At 57.6% G+C, this 24,851-nt stretch carries 20 protein-coding genes, 2 tRNA genes and 2 rRNA genes; 19 read left to right on the forward strand and 5 right to left on the reverse strand.

Features of this window, described 5'->3' with window-relative positions; genetic code table 11:
• Positions 1–288: 288 nt before the first annotated feature.
• Positions 289–1,461 (forward strand): pyridoxal phosphate-dependent aminotransferase, encoded by a 1,173-nt coding sequence (locus AB4N43_RS21440; RefSeq protein ID WP_194940743.1) that lies wholly within the window; start codon positions 289–291, stop codon positions 1,459–1,461.
• Complete coding sequence (sfsA, locus tag AB4N43_RS21445; protein WP_460151923.1) at positions 1,461–2,174, forward strand: DNA/RNA nuclease SfsA; 714 nt, start codon at positions 1,461–1,463, stop codon at positions 2,172–2,174. Before AB4N43_RS21440 ends, sfsA begins: the two co-directional genes overlap by 1 nt.
• Here sfsA and AB4N43_RS21450 read toward each other — a convergent pair.
• On the reverse strand, positions 2,171–2,488 hold the full coding sequence (locus AB4N43_RS21450; protein WP_194940741.1) for a Rieske (2Fe-2S) protein: 318 nt from the start codon (positions 2,486–2,488) through the stop codon (positions 2,171–2,173). The genes sfsA and AB4N43_RS21450 overlap by 4 nt on opposite strands.
• 165 nt (positions 2,489–2,653) lie before the next feature.
• Here AB4N43_RS21450 and AB4N43_RS21455 point away from each other — a divergent pair, with 165 nt between their 5' ends.
• Genes AB4N43_RS21455 through AB4N43_RS21470 form a run of 4 tightly spaced genes read left to right on the forward strand, consistent with a single transcriptional unit; the run spans position 2,654 to position 6,198 of the window.
• Positions 2,654–3,526 (forward strand): heme/hemin ABC transporter substrate-binding protein, encoded by an 873-nt coding sequence (locus AB4N43_RS21455; protein WP_460151924.1) that lies wholly within the window; start codon positions 2,654–2,656, stop codon positions 3,524–3,526.
• Between the two features lie 50 nt (positions 3,527–3,576).
• On the forward strand, positions 3,577–4,560 hold the full coding sequence (locus AB4N43_RS21460) for a FecCD family ABC transporter permease (protein WP_177327618.1): 984 nt from the start codon (positions 3,577–3,579) through the stop codon (positions 4,558–4,560).
• The gene (locus AB4N43_RS21465; protein WP_027924144.1) at positions 4,560–5,327 is read left to right on the forward strand and encodes a heme ABC transporter ATP-binding protein; all 768 of its coding nucleotides are present in this window, start codon (positions 4,560–4,562) and stop codon (positions 5,325–5,327) included. The genes AB4N43_RS21460 and AB4N43_RS21465 overlap by 1 nt, the downstream gene beginning before the upstream one ends.
• Before the next feature lie 19 nt (positions 5,328–5,346).
• Positions 5,347–6,198 (forward strand): ChaN family lipoprotein, encoded by an 852-nt coding sequence (locus AB4N43_RS21470; RefSeq protein WP_460151925.1) that lies wholly within the window; start codon positions 5,347–5,349, stop codon positions 6,196–6,198.
• 238 nt (positions 6,199–6,436) lie between these two features.
• Here AB4N43_RS21470 and AB4N43_RS21475 read toward each other — a convergent pair whose 3' ends face one another.
• From AB4N43_RS21475 to AB4N43_RS21485, 3 genes are all read right to left on the reverse strand, one after another.
• Positions 6,437–6,709 carry a TfoX/Sxy family protein gene (locus AB4N43_RS21475; protein WP_007948654.1) on the reverse strand — a complete coding sequence of 91 codons (273 nt, stop codon included), beginning with the start codon at positions 6,707–6,709 and terminating at the stop codon, positions 6,437–6,439.
• A 221-nt stretch (positions 6,710–6,930) separates the two neighbouring features.
• Positions 6,931–7,275 (reverse strand): pentapeptide repeat-containing protein, encoded by a 345-nt coding sequence (locus AB4N43_RS21480; protein ID WP_027924142.1) that lies wholly within the window; start codon positions 7,273–7,275, stop codon positions 6,931–6,933.
• Positions 7,276–7,365: 90 nt separating this feature from the next.
• Positions 7,366–8,922, reverse strand: coding sequence for a bifunctional aminoglycoside phosphotransferase/ATP-binding protein (locus AB4N43_RS21485; RefSeq protein ID WP_027924141.1), 1,557 nt, complete (start codon positions 8,920–8,922; stop codon positions 7,366–7,368).
• 118 nt (positions 8,923–9,040) lie between these two features.
• On the opposite strand from AB4N43_RS21485, the gene mrcB reads away from it, so the two are divergent.
• From mrcB to AB4N43_RS21500, 3 genes are read left to right on the forward strand one after another with little or no spacing between them, the layout of a single operon-like run.
• On the forward strand, positions 9,041–11,365 hold the full coding sequence (mrcB, locus tag AB4N43_RS21490) for a penicillin-binding protein 1B (protein ID WP_059182150.1): 2,325 nt from the start codon (positions 9,041–9,043) through the stop codon (positions 11,363–11,365).
• A gap of 16 nt (positions 11,366–11,381) precedes the next feature.
• Positions 11,382–12,122, forward strand: a complete 741-nt coding sequence (locus tag AB4N43_RS21495) for a tetratricopeptide repeat protein (protein WP_460151926.1) — start codon at positions 11,382–11,384, stop codon at positions 12,120–12,122.
• Entirely contained in the window at positions 12,122–12,457 is a 336-nt protein-coding gene (locus tag AB4N43_RS21500; RefSeq protein ID WP_460151927.1) for a YqcC family protein, read from the forward strand. The genes AB4N43_RS21495 and AB4N43_RS21500 overlap by 1 nt, the downstream gene beginning before the upstream one ends.
• 18 nt (positions 12,458–12,475) lie before the next feature.
• Here AB4N43_RS21500 and AB4N43_RS21505 read toward each other — a convergent pair whose 3' ends face one another.
• Positions 12,476–12,892, reverse strand: a complete 417-nt coding sequence (locus AB4N43_RS21505) for a DUF4124 domain-containing protein (protein WP_027924137.1) — start codon at positions 12,890–12,892, stop codon at positions 12,476–12,478.
• A gap of 400 nt (positions 12,893–13,292) precedes the next feature.
• Between AB4N43_RS21505 and AB4N43_RS21510 the strand changes: the two genes are divergently transcribed.
• The 10 genes from AB4N43_RS21510 (at position 13,293) to AB4N43_RS21555 (ending at position 24,796) form a co-directional block, all read left to right on the forward strand.
• A complete protein-coding gene (locus tag AB4N43_RS21510; RefSeq protein WP_027924136.1) occupies positions 13,293–15,017 on the forward strand; it encodes an acetolactate synthase 3 large subunit in 1,725 nt (574 codons plus the stop codon).
• Positions 15,018–15,019: 2 nt separating this feature from the next.
• Positions 15,020–15,511, forward strand: a complete 492-nt coding sequence (ilvN, locus tag AB4N43_RS21515) for an acetolactate synthase small subunit (RefSeq protein WP_003176102.1) — start codon at positions 15,020–15,022, stop codon at positions 15,509–15,511.
• Positions 15,512–15,559: 48 nt separating this feature from the next.
• Positions 15,560–16,576: a ketol-acid reductoisomerase gene (gene ilvC, locus AB4N43_RS21520; protein WP_007948647.1), complete on the forward strand. Its 1,017-nt coding sequence runs from the start codon at positions 15,560–15,562 to the stop codon at positions 16,574–16,576.
• Between the two features lie 145 nt (positions 16,577–16,721).
• Positions 16,722–17,579, forward strand: coding sequence for a CDP-diacylglycerol--serine O-phosphatidyltransferase (gene pssA, locus AB4N43_RS21525; protein WP_007948646.1), 858 nt, complete (start codon positions 16,722–16,724; stop codon positions 17,577–17,579).
• 63 nt (positions 17,580–17,642) lie between these two features.
• The gene (gene msrP / locus AB4N43_RS21530; protein ID WP_027924135.1) at positions 17,643–18,656 is read left to right on the forward strand and encodes a protein-methionine-sulfoxide reductase catalytic subunit MsrP; all 1,014 of its coding nucleotides are present in this window, start codon (positions 17,643–17,645) and stop codon (positions 18,654–18,656) included.
• A complete protein-coding gene (msrQ, locus tag AB4N43_RS21535) occupies positions 18,656–19,276 on the forward strand; it encodes a protein-methionine-sulfoxide reductase heme-binding subunit MsrQ (protein ID WP_194940738.1) in 621 nt (206 codons plus the stop codon). Before msrP ends, msrQ begins: the two co-directional genes overlap by 1 nt.
• A 498-nt stretch (positions 19,277–19,774) precedes the next feature.
• Positions 19,775–21,311: ribosomal RNA gene (locus AB4N43_RS21540) — 16S ribosomal RNA — on the forward strand.
• A gap of 160 nt (positions 21,312–21,471) precedes the next feature.
• A tRNA-Ile gene (locus AB4N43_RS21545) sits at positions 21,472–21,548 on the forward strand.
• A gap of 30 nt (positions 21,549–21,578) precedes the next feature.
• Positions 21,579–21,654 (forward strand) — tRNA-Ala (locus AB4N43_RS21550).
• A gap of 250 nt (positions 21,655–21,904) precedes the next feature.
• A 23S ribosomal RNA gene (locus AB4N43_RS21555) occupies positions 21,905–24,796 on the forward strand.
• The 16S and 23S rRNA genes sit together here with 2 tRNA genes alongside, the layout of an rRNA operon.
• The last annotated feature ends 55 nt before the right edge of the window (positions 24,797–24,851 follow it).

The following is a 24,851-nucleotide window of genomic DNA, read 5'->3' on the forward strand; positions in this document are numbered from 1 at the left end:
TCCATCACCGACACCTGCCGGCCCTGCGGCTGCAAGCGGGCGAACTTACCAGATCAAATCGGGGCGCGCTACTCCCGGATGTCGAGGTAGTGGCCCGCGGGGCTTGCAAATCATTGCAAAGCCTTGCCTGGTGGTGTTGGAGGCCTGATCAAATATTGATTTTAGTCAAACCTGGGGTACTCGTTTGAGTCGTTTATGGTCAGGGTTCTAAGGCGTCTGACCGCTTTAGGTTCTCGCTCGTTCCTGCGCTTGGGTAGAATTGGTTCTTTTCCCGTCGAAGGAAGGCTAATGGCCCAGTCCTACAGTGCTCGCAGTCGTGCGATCGAACCTTTCCATGTCATGGCGCTGCTGGCGCGGGCCAATGAATTGCAGGCCGCCGGCCACGACGTGATCCACCTGGAAATCGGCGAGCCGGACTTCACCACCGCCGAGCCGATCATCCAGGCCGGCCAGGCCGCATTGACGGCGGGGAAGACCCGTTACACCGCGGCGCGGGGCATTCCCGAGTTGCGCGAGGCGATTTCCAATTTTTATCAGCAACGTTACGGGTTGAACATTGACCCTCAGCGAATCCTCATCACCCCCGGCGGTTCGGGCGCCTTGTTGCTGGCCAGCGCCTTGCTGGTGGATCCGGGCAAGCACTGGCTGTTGGCGGATCCGGGCTACCCGTGCAACCGGCATTTTCTGCGACTGGTGGAAGGCGCGGCGCAGCTGGTTCCAGTCGGTCCGGACGTGCGTTATCAGCTGACCCCTGATCTGGTCGCCCGGCATTGGGACCACGACAGCGTCGGTGCGTTGGTGGCGTCCCCGGCCAATCCGACCGGGACCATCCTGACCCGCGACGAACTGGCGGGGCTGTCTGCGGCGATCAAGGTTCGTCACGGCCACTTGGTGGTGGACGAGATCTATCACGGCCTGACGTACGGCACCGACGCCGCCAGCGTGCTGGAAGTCGATGACAGTGCGTTCGTGCTCAATAGCTTCTCCAAGTATTTCGGCATGACCGGTTGGCGCCTCGGCTGGTTGGTGGCGCCGGAAGCGGCCGTCGGCGAGCTGGAAAAACTCGCGCAAAATCTCTACATCAGCGCGCCGAGCATGGCTCAGCACGCCGCTCTGGCCTGTTTTGAGCCGGCGACCATCAGCATTCTGGAAGAGCGCCGCGCTGAATTTGGTCGTCGTCGCGATTTCCTCCTGCCGGCCCTGCGCGAGTTGGGTTTCGGGATTGCCGTGGAGCCGGAAGGCGCGTTCTATTTGTACGCCGATATCAGCAAGTTCGGCGGAGATGCCTTCGCGTTCTGCCGGCACTTCCTGGAAACCGAACACGTGGCCATTACCCCGGGGCTGGATTTCGGGCGTTATCAGGCCGGGCACCACGTGCGTTTTGCCTACACCCAAAGCCTGCCGCGCTTGCAGGAAGCGGTCGAGCGCATTGCTCGCGGGCTGAAGAGCTGGCAAGGCTGATGCGTTTTCATCCTCCCCTCGAAGAAGGTCGCCTGATCCGTCGTTACAAGCGTTTTCTCGCCGATATCGAAACCATTAGCGGCGAGTTGCTGACCATTCATTGCCCCAACACCGGCTCGATGCTCAATTGCCAGGTCGAAGGCGGGCAAGTCTGGTTCAGCCGCTCAAACGACCCCAAGCGCAAGTTACCCGGCACCTGGGAAGTCGGTGAAACCCCGCAAGGGCGCTTGTTTTGCGTGAACACCGCCCGCGCCAACGGGTTGATCGAAGAGGCGCTGCGTGCCGGTGTCATCAGTGAGCTGAACGGGTTTACTGAACTGAAGCGTGAAGTCGCCTACGGACAGGAAAGCAGCCGCATCGATTTTCGTCTCGAATACCCCGGCGGCCCGGCTTATATAGAGGTCAAAAGCGTCACCCTGGGTTTCGACGGGTCGTCGGTAGCGGCGTTTCCGGACGCAGTGACCCTGCGCGGGGCCAAGCATTTGCGCGAATTGGCGCACCTGGCCCGGGACGGGATTCGTGCGGTGCAGTTGTATTGCGTCAACCTGACCGGCATCGACGCGGTGCGTCCTGCAGCAGAAATCGATTCGGCCTACGCGGCAGCCTTGCGTGAGGCGGTGACGTGCGGGGTCGAGGTGCTGGCTTATGGTGTGCGTTTGAGCCATGAAGAGATGGTCGTCGACCGACGTCTGGACGTGCTGCTCGACGGTTAAAGGCTGACCCAGAGGCCTTGCGCATCTTCGCGGCAGGGCACGGCGGTCAGTGATTGACCGGCGCAGGGGCCCGAAACGCATTCGCCGTCTTCGATCAGAAACAGTGCGCCGTGGGTGGCGCACTGGATCAGGCTGTTGCTGGGGTCGAGAAAGCTGTCTGGCGTCCATTCCAGGCCGACGCCACGGTGCGGGCAACGATTGATGTAGACGTAGACCTGGCCGCCCCGGCGTACGGCGAAGAGCTTCTGCCCGTCGATGTCGAAACCGCGACTGCTGGCGTCAGCCAATTCGGCGCCTGTACAAAGAAACTTCATGTCTATCCTCTAGTCCAGCGTCTCGTGACCGGATAAGTCCGAGCTTGACGTTCAAATGCAAACAATTATCAAATGGCCGTCTTGCCCGTCGGGTGCAGGTGCCAGTGGCCAAGGATACTTGGCCTGTCATCTCGATGCCTGGGAAAACTATGAAGGAAGCTGTTTATGCGCCTGAGTACCCGCGTTGCTGTGCTCTGTGTCGGACTCCTTGTCAGTCACCACGCTGCAGCGGCCGAGTTACCGCAACGTTGGGTCAGTGCCGGCGGCGCGTTGTCCGAGTGGGTAAGCGTGCTGGGCGGCGAATCGAAACTGGTCGGCGTCGACACCACCAGTCAGCACCCTGAAAGCCTCAAGGCGCTGCCCAGCATTGGCTACCAGCGGCAATTGTCGGCGGAAGGTATCTTGAGCTTACGCCCGCAGATCCTCATCGGCACCGAAGAAATGGGTCCGCCGCCCGTGCTCTCGCAGATTCGTAACGCGGGGGTGCAGGTCGAGTTGTTCTCGGCGCAGCCGGATTTGCCGACATTGCAGGGCAATTTGCAGCATTTGGGCAAGTTACTGGGGGCTGAAGAGCAGGCTGTTCAGGCGTACCAGCGTTATCAGGAGCAACTCGATCAGCAAAAAATCCGCGTGACCAAGGCGCAGCTGACGCAACCATCACCGGGTGTGCTGTTGCTACTCGGGCATGCGGGCGGCAAACCGCTCATCGCGGGCAAGGACACCGCCGCCGATTGGTTGCTGCGCCAGGCCGGCGGCCACAACCTGGCCACGCATACCGGCTACAAACCGTTTTCTGTCGAGTCGCTGATCAACCTCGATCCCGAGGTGCTGGTGTTTTCCGACCGGGCGCTGACGGGTGATGCGGCGCGTGCCGCGTTGTTCAAGGAAAACCCGATGCTGTCCTCGACGCGTGCGGCGAAGGACGGACGGGTCATGGAACTGGATCCGACGTTGCTGGTGGGCGGGCTGGGGCCACGGTTGCCGGACAGCCTCAAAAAGCTGTCTGACGGTTTCTTTCCTGGCACGGCCAGCCAATGACCGTCTTGGTTAAGCCTCGTACGTTGTTCATTGGCCTGAGCCTTCTGTGTGTGCTGGCGATCTGGCTGTCGCTGGCGCTGGGGCCGGTCAGTCTGCCGTTGCTCGACACCTTGCACGCTGCATTGCGCCTGGCCGGATTGCCGATTGCTCCGGATGGGCTGGAGCAAGCCGAATTGATCGTCGGGCAAATTCGCCTGCCGCGAACCTTGCTGGGGTTGGCGGTGGGGGGCGTGCTGGCGCTCTCCGGTGTGGCAATGCAGGGCCTGTTTCGCAACCCGCTGGCCGATCCGGGGTTGGTGGGGGTGTCCAGCGGCGCGGCATTGGGTGCCGCCATCGCCATTGTTGGCGGCTCGGCGTTTGGCGGTTTGCCTGAGTCCTTCGGGCCTTATCTGTTATCGGTGTGTGCGTTTCTCGGTGGGCTCGGGGTGACTGCGCTGGTGTATCGACTGGGCCGGCGCAACGGCCAGACCAACGTCGCGACGATGCTGTTGGCCGGTATCGCATTGACCGCACTGGCGGGCTCGGCGGTGGGTTTGTTCACCTATCTGGCCGACGACGCGACCCTGCGTACGCTGACGTTCTGGAATCTGGGCAGTCTCAATGGCGCCAGTTACGCGCGACTCTGGCCGTTGCTGCTGGTCAGCGCGGCTGTGGCGCTCTGGTTGCCGCGTCGGGCCAAGGCCTTGAATGCGTTGTTGCTGGGGGAATCGGAGGCCGGTCATCTGGGCATCGATGTTGAAGGGCTCAAGCGCGAACTGGTGTTCTGTACAGCGCTGGGTGTGGGCGCGGCGGTGGCGGCGGCGGGGATGATCGGGTTTGTCGGTCTGGTGGTTCCGCACCTCGTGCGCTTGCTTGCCGGCCCTGATCACCGAGTGTTACTGCCCGCTTCTGTGCTCGCCGGTGCGAGTCTTCTGTTGTTTGCCGATCTGGTGGCGCGACTGGCCCTGGCGCCGGCCGAACTGCCGATCGGCATTGTTACGGCCTTCATCGGTGCGCCGTTTTTCCTGTTCTTGTTGCTCCGGAGGCGCGCCTGATGCTGCGCACGCAGAACCTGCACATCCGTCGTGGCGCCAAGACCGTGCTGTCGGACATCACGATTGAGCTTCGACCGGGCGAAGTGCTGGGCGTGCTTGGTCCCAATGGCGCCGGCAAAAGTACCTTGCTCGGTGCCTTGTGCGGCGAGTTGCATGCCGATCATGGAAGCGTCTGGCTCGATGATCGCGAATTGCGTCACTGGGCCGCACCGCAGCGCGCGCAGCGACTGGCGGTACTGCCTCAGGTGTCGACCCTGGACTTTGCCTTTCGCGTCGAAGAAGTGGTGGGCATGGGGCGTTTGCCCCATCAAAGTGGGCGAGTGCGCGATGACGAGATTGTCGCTGCCGCGCTACACGCCGCCGATGCCAGTCACCTGAGTGGTCGCAGCTACCTGGCCTTGTCTGGCGGCGAGCGTCAGCGGGTGCATTTGGCCCGAGTGCTGGCGCAGCTCTGGCCGGGTGAAGCGGGGCAGACGCTGTTGCTCGATGAGCCGACCTCGATGCTCGACCCGCTGCATCAGCACACCACCCTGCAAGCGGTGCGCGAATTTGCCGATCGCGGCGCGGCGGTGCTGGTCATCCTGCATGATCTGAACCTGGCGGCGCGGTATTGTGATCGTCTGTTGCTGCTTGAGGGCGGGCGACCGGTGGCGTTGGACACGCCGGAGCAGGTCCTGAAACCCGAGCCGCTCAAAGCCGTGTTCGGGCTGGAAGTGTTAGTGCAGCAGCATCCGGAGCGTGGGCATCCGCTGATCATCGCCCGCTGAGACTGTCATCGAGGTGAACATGCGTGGGATTTTGCTGCTGGCCGTACTGCTCTTGAGTGCCTGCCAGCATGTTGCGGAGCCACCGCCGGTCAACGGTGAAATCCGTGACCTGCGAAACGGTCAGGTCCTGACCGCGCAGGAACTGCTTGAGCGACTGGCCAAGCCTTCGCGGCTGATCGTCGGCGAGCAGCATGACAATCGCGATCACCATCAGCTGGAACTGTGGTTGTTGCAGTCACTGGGTGAGCAACGGCCGCAAGGCAGTTTGCTCCTTGAAATGCTGACGCCGGATCAGCAGTCGCGGGTTGATGATGTTCGCCATGCGCTGACGCCACCGTCCAATTTGCCAGCTGCCTTGGCTTGGCAGGAAGGGTGGGACTGGGTGCTTTACGGTCCCATCGTGCGTTTTGCGCTGACTCAGCCCTATCCGCTGCTTGCGGCCAACCTGGACAACCTCGACGTTCGTGCGGTCTACGCCAAACCTCCGGCATTGATTGGCTCGCGCTCCAATGCGGCAGCAGTCAAGGATGAGTTGCTGGCAGAGATCAGCGACTCCCATTGCGGTTTGCTGCCCACTTCACAGATGCCCGCCATGTTGGCCGTGCAGCAGCAACGAGACCGGCGAATGGCCGAGCGCTTGCTGGCGGCTCCAACGCCTTCATTGCTGTTTGCCGGTGCCTATCACGCGCGCAAGGACGTGGGTGTGCCGATCCATGTGCTGGATTTGGGGCAGGCGCCAGCGCCGACGGTGTTGCTGCTGGCAGAGCAGGGGGCGGAGGTGACAGCGGCAATGGCCGATTACGTCTGGTACACGCCTGCTTCGCCGCCTCAGGATTACTGTGCACAGATGCGCAAGCAATTCGGCAAGTAACGACCGGTGCTTTCACAGGTAAAAAGGCGCAGGCAAAAAAAGACCCGGCAAGAGCCGGGTCAAATAACCGTGATTAGCCTGATGAGGAGATATCTGAGAGTCCGAACCAAGGGCTTTTCAAATATCGACCAGTCTCGCGACCAGTTGGTGGTAATCATAGCGATTCTCATTACCATGTCAACCGCTGTTTTTCAGTTTATTTGAGATGCCCCGTCAATTCGGTTCAAAGCCAATGCCATCAAGCCTTGTGGCGCGAGGAAATCGCTTCCAGCTGTTTGTTCAAGGCTTCTTTACGCTCGGCCGGAATGTCGTTCCAGTGCACATCCATCAGTGCACCTTCGATCGCATACAACAACACCTTTGACGCCCGAAACCCGCGCGTACGCACGGCCCGATAAGCATCCACCGCCCCGAGGCGACGCAAATCCGAGGCGCTGTGGATGCCCACGGCATGCAGCCACTGCGCCGACGTCTTGCCAAGATTCTTCAGGTGTTGCAGTTCATCATTCATCAAGCCTCCTTGCGACGGCCGAACGGTGCGTGGGCGAGCTTCTCAGGAGTGTAGCCATCAGTAGGAAAAGCGTGATTGTTTGGTCGGTTTCGACGCAAAAGCTTCTAAGAGGACGAGGCAAAGACGGGTAGGGAAGGGGCGTCAGAAGTCGGTTTTCGGGCGATCGCACGGCATCCAGCGCAAAGCGGGGGCGCTGGACGTGTCAGGCTAAGACGTCGTTTTTAGCGAGTGCGATAACGCAGGCGTGTGCCGAAGTTCATCGACATCAGGATCTCGTCCGCGCTCAGCTCTGCCGGGAAGTAGGCGCCGGAGATCTGTGCATGGGCCAGGCTGGCGCCTTCCAGCTGTGCGCTGCGAAAATCGATGCCGCGCAAATCGGCGGAGCGGAAATAAGCATCAGTGAAGTCGACGCCATCGGCATTCAGTTCACGCAAGTCCAGGCCACGGAAATCGCCACCGGCCATGTCGATAGGTCCGTCTTTGGGCCGCTCATTGTTGAATCCTGCGATGTCGTCTTTGTGCAGCAAGGCATACAGCGGGGTGTCGAGAAGTTTGGGCTGGCTCATGTCGCATCACCTGATGGTTTTATGACGCCAGTATAGTGCCACTATTTGACAGCCGTGAAGCCAGGGAAGGCGTCACGGCTGAAATAGTTTTTACAGGCCTGGCATGCGTTGGCGGATTTGCGCAACAACGGTGTCGAGGGTCCCGCTTTCATTGGTCTGGACTCGCTTGCTGCACAGAATCTCAGCGGGTGTCAGCGCTTCACGATTGGCTTGCTGGGCTGCGATAACGGCCAGGTTGGCGTCGGACGGATCCTTTTTGTCTGCCTGACGCAGGGCCAGCCAGCTCTCAATGACAGCTTGCGGCGCATGGCAATCGAGGATCAGGAACGGTGCACCGGTGGCCTCGGCAATTTTCGCCGCGCCGTCACGCTGATCGCGCTTGAGGTAAGTGGCATCGATCACTACCGGGAAACCGGCGCGCAGGATGATTCCGGCGATTTCATGCAGGCGGCTGTAGGTGGCGGCAGTGGCGTCTGCGTTATAAATGCCGGCCTGTGGATCATTCGCTACGGTTTGTTCACCGAACAGACGTTTGCGTTCTACATCCGAGCGCAGGCGAATGGCGCCAAGCGCTTCGACCAGGCGCATGGCCACGTGGCTTTTGCCGACAGCGGACACGCCGTGGGTAATCGCCATGAAGCGCGAAGGAATGGTGCTGTAGCTTTCCGCCAGGTTGGCGTAGTTGCGGTATTGGCGCAGGGTCGTGGCGCGCTGCACCGGATCGGCTTCGGCGGGCATGCTGAACAGGCTGACCTTGGCGCGAACCAATGCGCGGTAGGCTTTATAGAAGTTCAGCAGTTCAAGGCCTTGATAGTCGCCGGTCAGCTCCAGGTATTGGCTGACGAAACGGCGTGCGAGGCATTTCAAACCACGGTCTTCCAGGTCCATCGCCAGGAAACCGGTGTCGGCGTAGACGTCGGTGAAACGGAACGGTTCGTTGAATTCGATGCAGTCGAAAATCACGACCTTGCCATCGATCACGGTGGCGTTGCCCAAGTGGATATCACCGTGGCATTCACGAATGAAGCCTTCGGCCTTGCGCTGGGCGAACAGTGGTTTGAGGCGTTCGAAGCTGCTTTCGGCCCAGGCTTGCAGGGCGTCGAGTTGCACCAGGTCGGCCTTGTCGCTGAGGAACGGACGGATCTGCTCGAAGTTCTGGCGTACCGGGGCCATCACGCTGTCCGGGGTGCCGGCGTCGTGTTCGGCAGGCACTTTCGGCGCGTTGAGGTGGAACTGAGCAATCTGCGCGGCCATCTCGTCGATGTGCGCGGTGGTCAGTTCGCCATTGGCCTGCAGGGTGCTGAGCAACTGGCTTTGTGGGAATTGACGCATTTTCAGGGCGAAATCAACGACCGGGCCATCGCCGCCGAATTGAGGGGCTTCGGCGCTGCCGGTGATTGGCAACACTTCCAGATACAAATCGTTGGTCAGGCGCTGGTTCAAACGCAGTTCTTCGCCGCAGAAATGCTCGCGGGCATCGAGGCTGGTGAAGTCGAGGAAGCCGAAGTTCACCGGTTTCTTCACTTTATAAGCAAAGGGGCCTGTGAGGATGACCCAGGAAATATGGGTTTCGATGACCTGGAACCCGTCTACCGGATGCGGGTAGAGGGCCGGGTTTTGCAGAGCGGCGATCAGGGACTGGCTCACAGGCGATCCTTCAAAGACTGGGAAAAATTCAAGGCCGCCATTATGGCCGCAAGTCCGCCTGACGCAAACCTCGGAGGGCGTCTGTTGAGTATCAATAAAGTGCGTATAATCCGCCGCCATGACTCGTACTCGATCCCCCCGCACTCCAAAAAAACCACCTTCCAGGGGCCTTAGCCCGTGGCTGGGTTGGGCCCTTAAACTCAGTCTGGTCGGCCTCGTGGTGCTCGCCGGATTCGCGGTTTACCTCGACGCTATCGTCCAGGAAAAGTTCTCCGGCAAACGCTGGACGATCCCGGCCAAGGTATATGCGCGCCCGCTGGAGCTGTTTACCGGCCAGAAGCTGAGCAAGGATGACTTCCTCACCGAGCTCGACGCCCTGGGCTACCGCCGCGAAAGCGTGAGCAATGGCCCCGGCGCTGCGGCGGTCAACGGCAATACCGTGGACTTGAATACCCGCGGCTTCCAGTTTTATGAAGGCCTGGAAAAGCCCCAGCCTGTGCGCGTGCGTTTCTCCGGCGACTATGTCGCCGAGCTTTCGGCGACGAACGGTTCGAAGCTGTCGGTGGTGCGCCTGGAGCCGCTGCTGATCGGCGGGATTTACCCGAAAAACCTCGAAGACCGCATCCTGATCAAAATCGACCAGGTCCCGCCGTATCTGCTGGAGACCCTGGTCGCCGTGGAAGACCGGGATTTCTATAGCCACTGGGGCGTGTCGCCGAAGTCGATTGCCCGAGCGGTCTACGTCAACACCTCTGGCGGCAAGATGACCCAGGGCGGCAGTACGCTGACCCAACAGTTGGTCAAGAACTTCTACCTGACCAGCGAACGCAGCCTGACCCGCAAGCTCACCGAAGCCATGATGGCGATGTTGCTTGAGCTGCATTACGACAAGCGGGAAATTCTTGAGGCTTACCTCAACGAAGTGTTCGTCGGTCAGGACGGCCAGCGCGCGGTGCACGGTTTCGGTCTGGCCAGCCAGTTCTTCTTCGGACAGCCATTGTCCGAACTGAAATTGCATCAGGTTGCCTTGCTGGTGGGGATGGTCAAAGGGCCTTCCTATTACAACCCGCGTCGCAATCCCGAGCGTGCGCTTGAACGACGCAACCTGGTGCTCGACGTCCTTGAACAGCAGGGCGTCGCCACCGCTGAACAAGTTGCTGCGGCGAAGAACATGCCACTGGGTGTGACGACACGCGGCAAATTGGCCGACAGCTCGTTCCCGGGTTTCCTCGATCTGGTTAAACGCCAGTTGCGCGAAGACTACCGTGACGAAGACTTGACCGAAGAAGGCCTGCGGATCTTCACCAGCTTCGACCCGATTCTGCAGATGAAAGCCGAAGCCTCCGTCAACGACACCTTCAAGCGTCTGTCGGGTCGCAAGGGTTCCGATGACGTTGAAGCAGCGATGGTCGTGACCAACCCGGAAACCGGAGAGGTTCAGGCCATGATCGGCAGTCGCCAGGCGAGTTTCGCCGGCTTCAACCGTGCGCTGGATGCGGTGCGACCTGTGGGGTCGTTGATCAAGCCGGCGGTTTATCTGACGGCCCTTGAGAAACCTACCCAGTACACCTTGACCAGTTGGCTGTCGGACGAATCCTTCTCGGTCAAAGGCGCGGACGGTCAGGTCTGGAAACCACAGAACTACGATCGTCGTTCCCACGGGACGGTGTTCCTTTATCAGGGGCTGGCGCATTCCTACAACCTGTCGACCGCGCGTCTTGGCCTGGCAGTGGGTGTACCGAATGTCCTCAAGACCCTCGCTCGCTTGGGCGTGACCCGAGAATTCCCGGCATTCCCGTCGATGTTGCTGGGCGCAGGTGGCATGACGCCGATTGAAGTGGCGACCATGTACCAGACGCTGGCCAACGGTGGTTTCAATACGCCGATGCGCGGGATTCGTAGCGTTTTGACCGCTGAGGGCGAACCGCTCAAGCGTTATCCGTTCCAGATCGAGCAGCGTTTTGATCCGGCGTCCATTTACCTGATCCAGAGCGCCATGCAACGGGTCATGCGTGAAGGTACCGGCAGTTCGGTTTATAACGTGTTGCCGAAAACCCTGACACTGGCCGGCAAGACCGGTACCAGTAACGACTCGCGAGACAGCTGGTTCGCCGGTTTCAGTCAGGACTTGCTGGCGGTGGTCTGGCTAGGCCGTGATGACAACGGCAAGACGCCGTTCACCGGCGCGACCGGTGCGTTGCAAGTCTGGACCAGTTTCATGCGCAAAGCCGATCCGCTGCCGCTGGACATGCCGCAGCCGGATAATGTGGTTCAGGCCTGGGTCGATTCGCGTACCGGGCAAGGCTCCGACGCCAACTGCCCAGGCGCCGTACAGATGCCGTATATTCGCGGCAGCGAGCCACCTCCCGGTGCGGCTTGCGGTGGCGAAAGCCCTGCTTCCGGCGAAACGGTGATGGATTGGGTCAAGGGCTGGATGAATTAAGCAAAGAGGGATTTACGTGAACAAGTGGTTGATACCAGCGGTTGCCGCCGTGGCGTTGCTCAGCGGTTGCTCCACCGTACAACGCGGTTCGATTCCGGTTGAAGACTCCGGCACGGCTGTGTCCAACAGTGAGCGGATTTCGGCGAATGGCGGTTTCCGCAAGTCGACCGTGAAGCGTCCTGCGCAAGCCCAATCGCAAACCCAGGCGATCCCGCAAGGCGATACCGGTGTGGTGGTGATGGTCCCGGGTGGCGGCGCTGTCTCCTCGGCACCGATCAGCACTTCGCCGATCACGCCAGGCCCGATCACTCCGGGTCCGATCGACACGTCTCCGGTCCAGTCGGCACCGATCAATCAGGGCAGCTATAGCATGCCGTCGACGCCGAGCGGGATTCCTTCGGCAAACGCCGGCGGTCTGTCAGCCGACGAGCAGCTGGATGGTCCGGTGCTGGCGCTGTTGACCACGGCTCAGCAGCAACAGGCGAGCGGCGACCTCAACGGTGCTTCGTCCAGCCTGGAGCGTGCCCAGCGCGTTGCACCGCGTGAGCCGCAAGTGCTTTATCGTCTGGCTCAGGTGCGCATGGCCCAAGGCGATGCGGCGCAGGCTGAACAATTCGCTCGACGTGGTCTGACGTTTGCCAATGGCCGTCCGGACCTTCAGGCCAGCCTGTGGGAATTGATCGCCCAGGCACGCGAGAAGCAAGGTGATTCTGCCGGCGCAGCATTGGCCCGTCAGAAGGCCAAGGTTTCGCTGTGATGGACGCGCGCTTCCCGAAGATTGCCGAGCAGTTGCTGCTGATTGAGCGTGAACTGCGGGTGCAGGGGTGGTGGGGTGAAGTCTCGCCCTCCGCTGAAGCGCTTTCCAGCGTCGAGCCGTTTTCGGTCGATACGCTGGATTTCGAGCAGTGGCTGCAATGGATCTTCCTGCCCCGGATGAAGATGATCCTCGAGCAGGACCTGCCGTTACCCGCCGCCTCCGGGATTCAGGAGATGGCGGAAATGGTCTTCGCCGCCCGTGATGTCCAGGGCAAGGATCGACAGCTGCAAGTGCTGCTCAAAGAGTTCGATCTGCTGATCACCGCCTCCCGCTGAATCGGAAACTGCCAGTGCTTACTGGCAGTTCTGCGCAATCTGTTTCTGCGTTTCGCTGATGCGTTCCTGACGTTGTTGATCGGTCAGGCGACGCATTTCGCCCTCCACATCCTCCCGAAGTCGCGGATTGTTCTGCAGTTGCGCCAGATTTGTGCGTGCCTGCATGCAAAATGCCTTGAGCTGGGCCTGCTGTTCGGCGACCTGTTTTTTCACCGTGTTGTCGATGTCCTGCTGATTGCCGATGGCTTTACTGCCGGGCACCGTGGCCGGTTGGCTCACGGCAGAGGAGGGCGTCACCACGGTGGTGGCCTGCTGGCCTTGGGGTGGTTGTGCGTCAAAGTGAGTCACGCCCTGGGCATCGACCCATTTGTAGATCTGGGCGGCTGTGCACAAAGGGCTGATCAGCAGGCTGACCATGAAGAAGATCGTTCGCATGCCATTTCCTTGTCATGAGTTGCGCAATCGAAGCTAACACAGTCGCTGTTTGGCGATTTTTTCTTGCTTTCTCATGTGCTTACTTCAATAAAGCACATAGACGACTTGACTTGCAGGGGACGAAACAGAAGAATCCAAAGTCCGCTGTAGAGGGACTGCCAGAAGCAGACCCACTCAGCAGATCATGAGGCGCACATCCGCGCCGACCTGTTACACCCGCAACGCGTTACCTCGCGCTGGGTGGGAAAGGCCCGCAACACTTGGGACGATCCCAATACTTGCTCAGTCAGTGCTGACGTAGTCGGCGACCACCGTCGCTCATGCTCTGCTGAGAAGTAAACCTATTAAGACCCGTCCCCGTTTATGTGGGCGGTATTCTGGCGTTTTAGAGGTGAACAACGTGGAGCTTTTATCTGGCGGTGAGATGCTCGTCCGCTTCTTGCGTGACGAAGGCGTCAAATATATCTACGGGTACCCGGGTGGTGCTCTTCTTCATGTTTACGATGCCCTGTTCAAAGAACCGGAAGTGACCCACATCCTGGTTCGTCACGAACAAGCGGCTACCCATATGGCTGACGGCTATGCCCGTGCCACCGGTAAAGCCGGCGTGGTACTGGTGACTTCCGGTCCTGGCGCAACAAACGCCATCACCGGTATTGCCACCGCCTATATGGACTCGATTCCGATGGTGGTCATTTCCGGCCAGGTGCCTAGCAGCATGGTGGGCACCGACGCATTCCAGGAAACCGACATGATCGGTATCTCCCGGCCGATCGTGAAGCACAGCTTCATGATCAAGCACGCGTCGGAAATTCCGGAAGTCATGAAGAAAGCCTTCTACCTGGCGCAATCCGGTCGTCCGGGCCCGGTCGTTGTCGATATTCCGAAAGACATGACCAACCCGGCCGAGAAGTACGAATACATCTTCCCGAAAAAGGCCAAGCTGCGTTCCTACAGCCCAGCCGTTCGCGGTCACTCCGGGCAAATCCGCAAGGCGGCAGAAATGCTCCTGGCGGCCAAGCGTCCGGTGATGTACGCCGGCGGTGGCGTGATTCTCGGTGGTGGCTCCGCGCCGCTGACCGAATTGGCGAAGATGCTCAACCTGCCAGTGACCAATACCCTGATGGGGCTGGGTGCCTACCCTGGCACTGACCGTCAGTTCATCGGCATGCTCGGCATGCACGGCAGCTACACCGCAAACCTGGCGATGCACCACGCCGACGTGATCCTTGCGGTCGGCGCGCGTTTCGATGACCGCGTGATCAACGGCCCGGCGAAGTTCTGCCCGAATGCCAAGATCATTCACATCGACATCGATCCGGCTTCGATCTCCAAGACCATCAAGGCAGACGTACCTATCGTCGGCCCGGTCGAGAGCGTCCTGACCGAAATGGTCGCGATCCTCAAGGAAATCGGCGAGACCCCGAACAAGGAGTCCGTTGCCAGCTGGTGGAAGCAAGTTGACGAGTGGCGCGGTGATGCTGGCCTGTTCCCTTACGACAAGGGCGACGGCAGCGTCATCAAGCCGCAGACCGTGATCGAAACCCTGTGCGAAGTCACCAAGGGCGATGCTTATGTCGCTTCGGACGTGGGCCAGCACCAGATGTTCGCCGCGCAGTACTACAAGTTCAACAAGCCTAATCGCTGGATCAACTCCGGTGGCCTGGGCACCATGGGCTTCGGTTTTCCGGCGGCCATGGGCATCAAGTTGAGCTTCCCGGATGCCGACGTCGTCTGCGTGACGGGCGAGGGCAGCATCCAGATGAACATTCAGGAATTGTCCACCTGTCTGCAATATGGCTTGCCGGTCAAAATCGTCATCCTGAACAACGGTGTTCTGGGTATGGTTCGCCAGTGGCAAGACATGAGTTACGGCAGCCGTCACTCGCACTCGTACATGGAATCGCTGCCTGACTTCGTCAAGCTGGCAGAAGCCTATGGTCACGTTGGCGTGCGCATCACCGACTCGAAAAATTTGAAGTCGCAGATGGAAGAGGCGTTCGCCATGAAGGATCGCTTGGTCGTGCTGGATATTTCAGTCGACACCAGCGAGCACGTCTATCCGATGCAGATCAAAGACGGCTCCATGCGCGATATGTGGCTGAGCAAGACGGAGCGTACTTAATCATGCGACACATTATTTCCTTGCTTCTGGAAAACGAACCGGGCGCTTTGTCTCGTGTAGTCGGCCTGTTCTCGCAGCGCAACTACAACATCGAAAGCCTGACCGTGGCGCCAACCGAAGACCCGACCCTGTCGCGTCTGACGCTGACCACGGTTGGCCATGATGAAGTGATCGAGCAGATCACCAAGAACCTGAACAAGTTGATCGAAGTGGTCAAATTGGTCGACCTGTCGGAGAGTGCTCACATCGAGCGCGAACTGATGCTGGTCAAGGTCAAGGCCACCGGCGCCCAGCGCGCCGAGATCAAACGCACCACCGATATTTACCGTGGGCAGATCGTCGATGTCAGCGCTAGCGTGTATACCGTTCAACTGACCGGTACCAGCGACAAGCTCGACAGCTTCATTCAGTCCATTGGCACTGCGTCGATTCTGGAAACCGTCCGTAGCGGCGTAACCGGTATTGCTCGCGGCGACAAAGTACTCAGCATCTAAACCAAATTAGCGAATGGCCTGAACGGCCTGGATATATAGGGGAATTTCATGAAAGTTTATTACGAAAAAGACTGCGACCTGTCCATCATCCAGGGCAAGAAAGTTGCCATCATCGGTTACGGTTCCCAGGGCCACGCTCAAGCGTGCAACCTGAAAGACTCCGGCGTTGACGTTACCGTTGGTCTGCGTAAAGGTTCGGCCACTGTTGCCAAAGCCGAAGCTCATGGCCTGAAAGTGACCGACGTTGCTTCTGCTGTTGCAGCTGCCGACCTGGTCATGATCCTGACCCCGGACGAGTTCCAGTCTGCCCTGTACAAGAACGAAATCGAGCCAAACATCAAGAAAGGCGCCACCCTGGCCTTCTCCCACGGCTTCGCGATCCACTACAACCAGGTTGTTCCGCGCGCTGATCTCGACGTGATCATGATCGCGCCGAAAGCACCGGGCCACACCGTGCGTTCCGAGTTCGTCAAAGGCGGCGGTATCCCTGACCTGATCGCTATCTACCAGGATGCTTCGGGCAACGCCAAAAACGTTGCACTGTCCTACGCTGCTGGCGTTGGTGGCGGTCGTACCGGCATCATCGAAACCACCTTCAAGGACGAGACTGAAACCGACCTGTTCGGCGAGCAAGCCGTTCTGTGCGGCGGTACCGTTGAGCTGGTTAAAGCCGGTTTCGAAACCCTGGTTGAAGCTGGCTACGCGCCAGAAATGGCCTACTTCGAGTGCCTGCACGAACTGAAACTGATCGTTGACCTCATGTACGAAGGCGGCATCGCCAACATGAACTACTCGATCTCCAACAACGCTGAGTACGGCGAGTACGTGACCGGCCCGGAAGTCATCAACGCCGAATCCCGTCAGGCCATGCGCAACGCCCTGAAACGTATTCAGGACGGCGAATACGCCAAGATGTTCATCAGCGAAGGCGCAACCGGCTATCCTTCGATGACCGCCAAGCGTCGTAACAACGCCGCTCACGGTATCGAAATCATCGGCGAGCAACTGCGCTCCATGATGCCGTGGATCGGTGCCAACAAGATCGTCGACAAAGCCAAAAACTAAGTCGCGACCCTGTACGAAAAACGCGGCCTAGGCCGCGTTTTTTCGTTTGGAACGCCGCTTCTGGTATAAAGCTGCATCGTTTGTGGCCGAACCGTCGTCCCAGACACCTGTCGAAAACTTTCCATCCTGTTGCAAGGTAATGTCCATGAGCGAACGCCCCGAAGAGCCAAACCAGGCTTCTGACGCCGAAAGCCTGCTGCCCATCGATGAACACATCGAGGAAGGGCATGACGCTGAAGGCCGCAAAGTCCGGCATCGTGGTATCTATCTTCTGCCGAATCTGTTCACCACTGCGAACCTGTTTGCAGGGTTTTATTCCATCATCAACTCGATGAGTGCCCAGGCCGCGTTGAGTGCCGGTGATTCGGTCAATGCGAGCAAGTACTTTGCTTTCGCTGCGATCGCGATTTTCGTCGCGATGGTGCTCGACGGCCTCGATGGTCGCGTGGCGCGCATGACCAATACCCAAAGCGCGTTTGGCGCCGAGTACGACTCGTTGTCGGACATGGTCGCCTTTGGCGTCGCGCCGGCATTGCTGGCGTTTGGCTGGGCCTTGGGTGATATGGGCAAGGTCGGCTGGATGGTCGCCTTCATCTATGTGGCTGGCGCTGCGTTGCGTCTGGCGCGCTTCAACACTCAGGTTGGCACCGCAGACAAGCGTTACTTCATCGGCCTGGCCAGTCCGGCAGCGGCGGGTGTGGTCGCAGGGATCGTCTGGGCGTTCAGCGACTACGGCATTCAGGGGTCGAAGATGTCCTTCCTGGTTGCGCTGATGGTGGCGGCGGCTGGCATGCTGATGGTCAGCAATATCAAGTACAACAGCTTCAAGGAGCTGGACTTGAAAGGGCGCGTACCTTTCGTGGCGATTCTTGCGGTGGTGCTGGTGTTTGCCGTGGTCTTCAGTGATCCGCCACGCATTCTGCTGCTGGTTTTCCTCGCTTATGCGGCCTCCGGCCCGGTGCAGTACCTGTTGCGTCTTCGTCGGCACAAAAACGCCGAGTGATGTAATTTCCCTCATACTCCGCAGTCTATTGGTGCAACTGTTCTCCAATGCTGCGGAGTTGCCATGCTGATCAAAGTCCCCAAAGCGTCTGACTGTCATGAGTCGGACGTCACGCCTGAATCCCTCTATCTATCTCGTCGCAGTGTTCTCGGTGCTGCCGTTGCCGGTTTGGCTGTCAGTAGCCTGCCGCGCTGGGCGAGTGCCGAAGACGCTGCGCGCTATGCCGATGTCGAGGCTGGCAAGGCGCCTTCCTGGTTTGCCGAAAAGCTTCCTTCTACTAAATGGGGCGCGGTCAACGTCAGGGACGAAGTGATCACGCCGTTCAAAGACGCAACCCACTACAACAACTTCTATGAGTTCGGCACTGATAAAGGCGATCCTGCTGCCAACGCAAGCGTGCTTAAGACCGAGCCGTGGAGCGTGGTGGTGGATGGCGAAGTGGGTAAACCGGGACGGTATGCGCTGGAAGACTTCATGAAGCCTTATCAGCTGGAGGAGCGGATCTATCGTCTTCGCTGCGTTGAGGCTTGGTCGATGGTCATTCCGTGGATCGGCTTTCCCATCTCGGCGCTGCTCAAGGAAGTCGAGCCGACTTCCAAGGCAAAATACATTCGTTTCGAAACCCTGGAAGATCCCAAGAGTATGCCGGGGCAGCGCTCCGGGTTTGCCCTGATCGACTGGCCGTATGTAGAAGGGTTGCGTCTGGATGAAGCCATGAACCCATTGGCGATTCTTGCGGTGGGCATGTACGGGCGTGAACTGCCGAATCAGAATGGCGCGCCGCTGCGTCTGGTGGTGCCCTGGAAGTACGGCTTCAAGAGCATCAAATCCATTGTGCGTATCAGCCTGGTCAGCGAGCAGCCGAAAACCACCTGGCAGAGCATTGCCGCGGATGAGTATGGTTTTTACGCGAACGTGAATCCGACGGTTGATCACCCGCGCTGGACTCAGGCGCGGGAGCGTCGATTGCCCAGTGGTCTGTTCAAGCCCAATGTGCGGGACACGCAGATGTTCAATGGCTACTCGGATGAAGTCGCTTCTCTTTATACAGGGCTCGATCTGCGGAAGAACTACTGATGCGATTTCCGGTTTGGCGTATTGGCGTCTTCATCGTGACAGCGGTTTGGCCGTTGCTTTGGTTGTATCAGGCCTGGGCGGATGTGCTGGGACCTGATCCGGGCAAAGTGCTGGTCGATCGGCTGGGGTTGGGTACGCTCATTCTGCTGCTCATCACACTCAGCATGACGCCTCTGCTAAAACTCACCGGGTGGGCGGGGTGGATTGCTGTGCGCCGGCAGTTTGGGTTGTGGTGCTTCGCGTATGTGGTTTTGCATTTAAGTGGCTATACGGCGTTCATTCTCGGGTTTGACTGGTCGCAGCTGGGGGTTGAGTTGCGCAAGCGGCCGTACATTATCGTCGGTACCTTGGGCTTTCTGTGTTTGCTGGCGTTGGCGGTGACCTCCAATCGCTACAGTCAGCGACGTTTAGGTGCGCGCTGGAAGAAGCTGCATCGCCTGGTCTATGTCATTCTCGGACTTGGGTTGCTGCATATGTTGTGGATCGTTCGCGCCGATCTGAAGGAGTGGGCGCTGTATGCCTCTATAGGGGCGTTGCTATTAGTGTTGCGTGTACCGGCGGTTGCCCGTCGAATCCCGCGTTTAGTGGCTAAAAAGGCACCCTCCGTACGAAAGGCGTAATTAAAGGTTGACGGCAGATTCTGGATGTCTATAATTCGCCCCACTTCCGGCGCAGTCGAAACGGAAAACTCCTTGTTAAACAAAGAGTTACGCGGTTTTCGGCAGCAAGCGGCTTCAGGTCATCGAAGCGCAAAAGGAGTTGAAAAAGAGGTGTTGACAGCAGCGTGTAACGCTGTAGAATTCGCCTCCCGCTACCGAGTGATCGGAAGCGCAAGTGGTTGAAGTTGTTAAGGATTTCCAAGCGAAACTTTGAAAACTTCTGAAAATAACCGCTTGACAGCAACAGAGGCTGCTGTAGAATGCGCGCCTCGGTTGAGACGAAAGATCTTAACCAACCGCTCTTTAACAACTGAATCAAGCAATTCGTGTGGGTGCTTGTGGAGTCAGACTGAGAGTCAACAAGATTATCAGCATCACAAGTTACTCCGCGAGAAATCAAAGATGTAACCAACGATTGCTGAGCCAAGTTTAGGGTTTCTTAAAAACCCAAAGATGTTTGAACTGAAGAGTTTGATCATGGCTCAGATTGAACGCTGGCGGCAGGCCTAACACATGCAAGTCGAGCGGTAGAGAGAAGCTTGCTTCTCTTGAGAGCGGCGGACGGGTGAGTAATGCCTAGGAATCTGCCTGGTAGTGGGGGATAACGCTCGGAAACGGACGCTAATACCGCATACGTCCTACGGGAGAAAGCAGGGGACCTTCGGGCCTTGCGCTATCAGATGAGCCTAGGTCGGATTAGCTAGTTGGTGAGGTAATGGCTCACCAAGGCGACGATCCGTAACTGGTCTGAGAGGATGATCAGTCACACTGGAACTGAGACACGGTCCAGACTCCTACGGGAGGCAGCAGTGGGGAATATTGGACAATGGGCGAAAGCCTGATCCAGCCATGCCGCGTGTGTGAAGAAGGTCTTCGGATTGTAAAGCACTTTAAGTTGGGAGGAAGGGTTGTAACCTAATACGTTGCAATCTTGACGTTACCGACAGAATAAGCACCGGCTAACTCTGTGCCAGCAGCCGCGGTAATACAGAGGGTGCAAGCGTTAATCGGAATTACTGGGCGTAAAGCGCGCGTAGGTGGTTCGTTAAGTTGGATGTGAAATCCCCGGGCTCAACCTGGGAACTGCATTCAAAACTGACGAGCTAGAGTATGGTAGAGGGTGGTGGAATTTCCTGTGTAGCGGTGAAATGCGTAGATATAGGAAGGAACACCAGTGGCGAAGGCGACCACCTGGACTGATACTGACACTGAGGTGCGAAAGCGTGGGGAGCAAACAGGATTAGATACCCTGGTAGTCCACGCCGTAAACGATGTCAACTAGCCGTTGGGAGCCTTGAGCTCTTAGTGGCGCAGCTAACGCATTAAGTTGACCGCCTGGGGAGTACGGCCGCAAGGTTAAAACTCAAATGAATTGACGGGGGCCCGCACAAGCGGTGGAGCATGTGGTTTAATTCGAAGCAACGCGAAGAACCTTACCAGGCCTTGACATCCAATGAACTTTCCAGAGATGGATTGGTGCCTTCGGGAGCATTGAGACAGGTGCTGCATGGCTGTCGTCAGCTCGTGTCGTGAGATGTTGGGTTAAGTCCCGTAACGAGCGCAACCCTTGTCCTTAGTTACCAGCACGTTATGGTGGGCACTCTAAGGAGACTGCCGGTGACAAACCGGAGGAAGGTGGGGATGACGTCAAGTCATCATGGCCCTTACGGCCTGGGCTACACACGTGCTACAATGGTCGGTACAGAGGGTTGCCAAGCCGCGAGGTGGAGCTAATCCCAGAAAACCGATCGTAGTCCGGATCGCAGTCTGCAACTCGACTGCGTGAAGTCGGAATCGCTAGTAATCGCGAATCAGAATGTCGCGGTGAATACGTTCCCGGGCCTTGTACACACCGCCCGTCACACCATGGGAGTGGGTTGCACCAGAAGTAGCTAGTCTAACCCTCGGGAGGACGGTTACCACGGTGTGATTCATGACTGGGGTGAAGTCGTAACAAGGTAGCCGTAGGGGAACCTGCGGCTGGATCACCTCCTTAATCGACGACATCAGCTGCTCCATAAGTTCCCACACGAATTGCTTGATTCATTGAAGAAGACGAAAGAAGCAGCCTAAAGGGTTGTAGCTTAGTTGGTTAGAGCGCACCCCATGCTCTGTGGTTAAGAGCAGGGTGAGGTCGGCCTTAGCAGCTCGAAATTGGGTCTGTAGCTCAGTTGGTTAGAGCGCACCCCTGATAAGGGTGAGGTCGGCAGTTCGAATCTGCCCAGACCCACCAATTTTGTGTGGGAAACGCCTGTAGAAATACGGGGCCATAGCTCAGCTGGGAGAGCGCCTGCCTTGCACGCAGGAGGTCAACGGTTCGATCCCGTTTGGCTCCACCACTACTGCTTCTGTTAGTAAGAAAGCTTAGAAATGAGCATTCCATCGTTGAGATGGTGAATGTTGATTTCTAGTCTTTGACTAGTTCGTTCTTTAAAAATTTGGGTATGTGATAGAAAGATAGACTGAACGTTACTTTCACTGGTAACGGATCAGGCTAAGGTAAAATTTGTGAGTTGCTCTTAATTGAGTATTATCGAATTTTCGGCGAATGTCGTCTTCACAGTATAACCAGATTGCTTGGGGTTATATGGTCAAGTGAAGAAGCGCATACGGTGGATGCCTTGGCAGTCAGAGGCGATGAAAGACGTGGTAGCCTGCGAAAAGCTTCGGGGAGTCGGCAAACAGACTTTGATCCGGAGATGTCTGAATGGGGGAACCCAGCCATCATAAGATGGTTATCTTAAGCTGAATACATAGGCTTAAGAGGCGAACCAGGGGAACTGAAACATCTAAGTACCCTGAGGAAAAGAAATCAACCGAGATTCCCTTAGTAGTGGCGAGCGAACGGGGACTAGCCCTTAAGTGGCTTTGAGATTAGCGGAACGCTCTGGAAAGTGCGGCCATAGTGGGTGATAGCCCTGTACGCGAAAATCTCTTAGTCATGAAATCGAGTAGGACGGAGCACGAGAAACTTTGTCTGAATATGGGGGGACCATCCTCCAAGGCTAAATACTACTGACTGACCGATAGTGAACTAGTACCGTGAGGGAAAGGCGAAAAGAACCCCGGAGAGGGGAGTGAAATAGATCCTGAAACCGTATGCGTACAAGCAGTGGGAGCCCACTTTGTTGGGTGACTGCGTACCTTTTGTATAATGGGTCAGCGACTTATTTTCAGTGGCGAGCTTAACCGAATAGGGGAGGCGTAGCGAAAGCGAGTCTTAATAGGGCGTCTAGTCGCTGGGAATAGACCCGAAACCGGGCGATCTATCCATGGGCAGGTTGAAGGTTGGGTAACACTAACTGGAGGACCGAACCGACTACCGTTGAAAAGTTAGCGGATGACCTGTGGATCGGAGTGAAAGGCTAATCAAGCTCGGAGATAGCTGGTTCTCCTCGAAAGCTATTTAGGTAGCGCCTCATGTATCACTGTAGGGGGTAGAGCACTGTTTCGGCTAGGGGGTCATCCCGACTTACCAAACCGATGCAAACTCCGAATACCTACAAGTGCCGAGCATGGGAGACACACGGCGGGTGCTAACGTCCGTCGTGAAAAGGGAAACAACCCAGACCGTCAGCTAAGGTCCCAAAGTTATGGTTAAGTGGGAAACGATGTGGGAAGGCTTAGACAGCTAGGAGGTTGGCTTAGAAGCAGCCACCCTTTAAAGAAAGCGTAATAGCTCACTAGTCGAGTCGGCCTGCGCGGAAGATGTAACGGGGCTCAAACCATACACCGAAGCTACGGGTATCACTTAGGTGATGCGGTAGAGGAGCGTTCTGTAAGCCTGTGAAGGTGAGTTGAGAAGCTTGCTGGAGGTATCAGAAGTGCGAATGCTGACATGAGTAACGACAATGGGTGTGAAAAACACCCACGCCGAAAGACCAAGGTTTCCTGCGCAACGTTAATCGACGCAGGGTTAGTCGGTCCCTAAGGCGAGGCTGAAAAGCGTAGTCGATGGAAAACAGGTTAATATTCCTGTACTTCTGGTTATTGCGATGGAGGGACGGAGAAGGCTAGGCCAGCTTGGCGTTGGTTGTCCAAGTTTAAGGTGGTAGGCTGGAATCTTAGGTAAATCCGGGATTCTAAGGCCGAGAGCTGATGACGAGTGTTCTTTTAGAACACGAAGTGGTTGATGCCATGCTTCCAAGAAAAGCTTCTAAGCTTCAGGTAACCAGGAACCGTACCCCAAACCGACACAGGTGGTTGGGTAGAGAATACCAAGGCGCTTGAGAGAACTCGGGTGAAGGAACTAGGCAAAATGGCACCGTAACTTCGGGAGAAGGTGCGCCGGTGAGGGTGAAGCATTTACTGCGTAAGCCCATGCCGGTCGAAGATACCAGGCCGCTGCGACTGTTTATTAAAAACACAGCACTCTGCAAACACGAAAGTGGACGTATAGGGTGTGACGCCTGCCCGGTGCCGGAAGGTTAATTGATGGGGTTAGCTAACGCGAAGCTCTTGATCGAAGCCCCGGTAAACGGCGGCCGTAACTATAACGGTCCTAAGGTAGCGAAATTCCTTGTCGGGTAAGTTCCGACCTGCACGAATGGCGTAACGATGGCGGCGCTGTCTCCACCCGAGACTCAGTGAAATTGAAATCGCTGTGAAGATGCAGTGTATCCGCGGCTAGACGGAAAGACCCCGTGAACCTTTACTATAGCTTTGCACTGGACTTTGAATTTGCTTGTGTAGGATAGGTGGGAGGCTTTGAAGCGTGGACGCCAGTTCGCGTGGAGCCAACCTTGAAATACCACCCTGGCAACTTTGAGGTTCTAACTCAGGTCCGTTATCCGGATCGAGGACAGTGTATGGTGGGTAGTTTGACTGGGGCGGTCTCCTCCTAAAGAGTAACGGAGGAGTACGAAGGTGCGCTCAGACCGGTCGGAAATCGGTCGTAGAGTATAAAGGCAAAAGCGCGCTTGACTGCGAGACAGACACGTCGAGCAGGTACGAAAGTAGGTCTTAGTGATCCGGTGGTTCTGTATGGAAGGGCCATCGCTCAACGGATAAAAGGTACTCCGGGGATAACAGGCTGATACCGCCCAAGAGTTCATATCGACGGCGGTGTTTGGCACCTCGATGTCGGCTCATCACATCCTGGGGCTGAAGCCGGTCCCAAGGGTATGGCTGTTCGCCATTTAAAGTGGTACGCGAGCTGGGTTTAGAACGTCGTGAGACAGTTCGGTCCCTATCTGCCGTGGACGTTTGAGATTTGAGAGGGGCTGCTCCTAGTACGAGAGGACCGGAGTGGACGAACCTCTGGTGTTCCGGTTGTCACGCCAGTGGCATTGCCGGGTAGCTATGTTCGGAATAGATAACCGCTGAAAGCATCTAAGCGGGAAACTAGCCTCAAGATGAGATCTCACTGGGACCTTGAGTCCCCTGAAGGGCCGTCGAAGACTACGACGTTGATAGGTTGGGTGTGTAAGCGCTGTGAGGCGTTGAGCTAACCAATACTAATTGCCCGTGAGGCTTGACCATATAACACCCAAGCAATTTGCGTCGAAAGGCCAGATTGCGGTGTGTGAAGACGATA

The sequence above is a fragment of the Pseudomonas sp. S2_B07 genome (assembly GCF_054668435.1).

Excerpts from the sequence above, each read along its gene's own strand:
- AB4N43_RS21440 (WP_194940743.1), top strand. The coding sequence starts at position 289 with ATGGCCCAGTCCTACAGTGCTCGCAGTCGTGCGATCGAACCTTTCCAT.
- sfsA (WP_460151923.1), top strand. The coding sequence starts at position 1,461 with ATGCGTTTTCATCCTCCCCTCGAAGAAGGTCGCCTGATCCGTCGTTAC.
- AB4N43_RS21450 (WP_194940741.1), bottom strand. The coding sequence starts at position 2,488 with ATGAAGTTTCTTTGTACAGGCGCCGAATTGGCTGACGCCAGCAGTCGC.
- AB4N43_RS21455 (WP_460151924.1), top strand. The coding sequence starts at position 2,654 with ATGCGCCTGAGTACCCGCGTTGCTGTGCTCTGTGTCGGACTCCTTGTC.
- AB4N43_RS21465 (WP_027924144.1), top strand. The coding sequence starts at position 4,560 with ATGCTGCGCACGCAGAACCTGCACATCCGTCGTGGCGCCAAGACCGTG.
- AB4N43_RS21470 (WP_460151925.1), top strand. The coding sequence starts at position 5,347 with ATGCGTGGGATTTTGCTGCTGGCCGTACTGCTCTTGAGTGCCTGCCAG.
- AB4N43_RS21475 (WP_007948654.1), bottom strand. The coding sequence starts at position 6,709 with ATGAATGATGAACTGCAACACCTGAAGAATCTTGGCAAGACGTCGGCG.
- AB4N43_RS21480 (WP_027924142.1), bottom strand. The coding sequence starts at position 7,275 with ATGAGCCAGCCCAAACTTCTCGACACCCCGCTGTATGCCTTGCTGCAC.
- mrcB (WP_059182150.1), top strand. The coding sequence starts at position 9,041 with ATGACTCGTACTCGATCCCCCCGCACTCCAAAAAAACCACCTTCCAGG.
- AB4N43_RS21500 (WP_460151927.1), top strand. The coding sequence starts at position 12,122 with ATGGACGCGCGCTTCCCGAAGATTGCCGAGCAGTTGCTGCTGATTGAG.
- AB4N43_RS21505 (WP_027924137.1), bottom strand. The coding sequence starts at position 12,892 with ATGCGAACGATCTTCTTCATGGTCAGCCTGCTGATCAGCCCTTTGTGC.
- ilvN (WP_003176102.1), top strand. The coding sequence starts at position 15,020 with ATGCGACACATTATTTCCTTGCTTCTGGAAAACGAACCGGGCGCTTTG.
- ilvC (WP_007948647.1), top strand. The coding sequence starts at position 15,560 with ATGAAAGTTTATTACGAAAAAGACTGCGACCTGTCCATCATCCAGGGC.
- pssA (WP_007948646.1), top strand. The coding sequence starts at position 16,722 with ATGAGCGAACGCCCCGAAGAGCCAAACCAGGCTTCTGACGCCGAAAGC.
- msrP (WP_027924135.1), top strand. The coding sequence starts at position 17,643 with ATGCTGATCAAAGTCCCCAAAGCGTCTGACTGTCATGAGTCGGACGTC.
- msrQ (WP_194940738.1), top strand. The coding sequence starts at position 18,656 with ATGCGATTTCCGGTTTGGCGTATTGGCGTCTTCATCGTGACAGCGGTT.